This is a genomic window from Microcystis sp. LE19-131.1A, assembly GCF_027532015.1.
In the GTDB taxonomy this organism is placed as follows: domain Bacteria; phylum Cyanobacteriota; class Cyanobacteriia; order Cyanobacteriales; family Microcystaceae; genus Microcystis; species Microcystis ichthyoblabe_A.
On the sequence record NZ_JAPZSS010000308.1, the window covers coordinates 1 to 2,413 of the forward strand.

The following is a 2,413-nucleotide window of genomic DNA, read 5'->3' on the forward strand; positions in this document are numbered from 1 at the left end:
CTGGCCGTTCCGAGGCTAGAGTGAGGACTATAGTTGTCACTACACGGGACCCAATCCTGAAAGCCTTACCACCAGTACATTCCAGACTTTTTCTCCTTCTCTTGATTATAGAGGGATAACGTTGAATCTTCAAAATAGCTATAAACCTTATGGGATAAGGACTTGAGACTTTGTTGACAACATAGAAACTTTTAGGCTATAGTGAGTCTGTTGGTTCAGCGCTCGAATTTGATTAGATAGCCTTAAAAATAGGAAGATTGTATTTAATATGGGCGATACCCCTGTCGTAGATGGGGATAGTTCTCTGTGGCTATCTGATGCTTCTCCTAAAGATAAACCATGGGACCAGCATAAACAACAGGCCCGGCAGGTAGCGAGTATTTATACTCAAGCCGACTATGAGAAATATTCCAAGAGAATCTGGGAGTGCAGCCAGTCCCTCGAATTTCGCGTTTTATCCGATGATCAAGGTGGATCACACCTGAAACTACATTCCGCCCGGTTTTGTCGCGTCAGGCTGTGTCCTGTGTGTCAATGGAGACGGTCAATGATGTGGCGTGCGCGGTTCCTTAAAGCCTTACCAAAAATCTGTGCTGATTATCCCAAAGCTCAGTTCATCTTCCTGACCCTGACCGTTCGCAACTGTCGCCTAGAGGATCTGCGACAGACGATCGCATGGATGAATGCCTCATGGCTGAAGATGATCAAGCGAAAAAATTTCCCTGCTCTAGGGTGGATCAAGTGTATTGAGGTAACGCGGGGTGAGACGGACTTGGCTCACCCTCACTTTCATTGTTTATTGATGGTAAACTCTAACTATTTTACCATCAATTACATATCTCAGGCTAACTGGACTAAGATGTGGAAAGAATGCCTCAAGGTAGATTATACACCGATAGTCAATGTCAAGCGGGTTAAAAACCGTAAACATAAAAGTAAACAGAGTGTTGACACTGATAATGATGTTACTGTAAACAATACTGAGAACAGACCTGTTGACAATCCTATAGATGATATAATAGCAGGGGTATTAGAGACGATAAAATACTCAGTTAAACCTGCTGATCTAATTGGTGAAGATCACCTGTTTGTCACCCCTCAAGACTGGTTAGCTGAATTGACGCGGCAACTTCACAAGACCAGATCGATAGCTTTAGGGGGCATATTTAAACAATACTTAAGTGAGGATGAACCAGAAGATTTAATCAATGCTGAGATCGAGGAGGAAACAGACCTAGACGAGGAAGGATATAATTACATCTTTGAATGGCGAGAGATAATGAGAAGATATGCTTATAAAGAGACTGTGGACAGATAAGTAAACAGGGGGTTGACATAAGTTGACAGAGTGTGTACACTGGTAAGTGTACAGTAAACAGGAGATGTCAACTATGAGTAAACCACCGATCAGCTTCCGTCTTTCTGAGGATGAATTGATATTGTTAGAATCTAATCAGCAGCCCGGCGAGTCTCTCTCCCTGACAGCAGCACGACTATTAAGAAAGCAGTTAGGGGTTGTTGACGGGTCAGTTGACAAGTTAGAAACAAAGAACTTGAATCAACTTATTCAGGATAGAATGGATGAACTAAAATCGGATGTAAACAGTTATGTAAACAATCGAGTAAACGAACTATTAGTTCGGATTGAGGCCTTAGAAGTTAAACCTAAAACTACTACCCGGCGGTCAACTTCTAAAGTTACTCCTAAAGACTTAGAAGTTCAATCATAAACGGGTTCTCAAGAGACTTTCGGAAGGAAGCCTCTTGAGAAGTCGTCCTTTCCCTTGCAGTGCCAAAGGCGCTGCATTCAGAGCATAAAAAATCCCATTAGTTATAGCCTCAAAACTAATGAGATTGTTCTGTTTAGTTGAGATAATCTCTATGGCATTAGGATTATAATAGTATTATACTCCCCCCCGGTGATTGCTTGGGAGAAAACCGAAAAAAACTTTTGCTAGAAAAGGACTTTTTTTGTATAATGAAATTAATACGCTCTGCAGCGGTGCAACGTAGGCCCAGGCAATTGCCAAAGGAATCTGAGAAGTAAGTAAGCAGGGAGTTTTAAGAACTCGCCATAGTCCGAACCTTCTCAGGTTTCCTTGTGTCTGTATGACAGCCTGTCATATTTTGTAACCAATGGTTATAAGACCAGTACAGAGTTATTATATGTCAATTAAAAAAGTGTCACAGTTGATACATGAGCAATCATTCAGATAATGCAACTAAATAGAACCAAAAAAGTAGTACAGTATTGCATCCATGCAGTAGATTTCTGGCCGTTCCGAGGCTAGAGTGAGGACTATAGTTGTCACTACACGGGACCCAATCCTGAAAGCCTTACCACCAGTACATTCCAGACTTTTTCTCCTTCTCTTGATTATAGAGGGATAACGTTGAATCTTCAAAATAGCTA

At 41.6% G+C, this 2,413-nt stretch carries 3 protein-coding genes; 2 read left to right on the forward strand and 1 reads right to left on the reverse strand.

Annotation, left to right across the window (positions count from 1 at the left end):
- Positions 1-268 precede the first annotated feature (268 nt).
- Positions 269-1,318, forward strand: coding sequence for a protein rep (locus O9323_RS21355; RefSeq protein WP_288125727.1), 1,050 nt, complete (start codon positions 269-271; stop codon positions 1,316-1,318).
- A gap of 73 nt (positions 1,319-1,391) precedes the next feature.
- Positions 1,392-1,730, forward strand: a complete 339-nt coding sequence (locus O9323_RS21360) for a hypothetical protein (RefSeq protein WP_288125728.1) — start codon at positions 1,392-1,394, stop codon at positions 1,728-1,730.
- 492 nt (positions 1,731-2,222) lie between these two features.
- On the opposite strand, the gene O9323_RS21365 is transcribed toward O9323_RS21360, so the two are convergent.
- Positions 2,223-2,413, reverse strand: a 191-nt coding sequence (locus O9323_RS21365) for a hypothetical protein (protein WP_288125729.1), incomplete at its 5' end; no start/stop codon positions are given.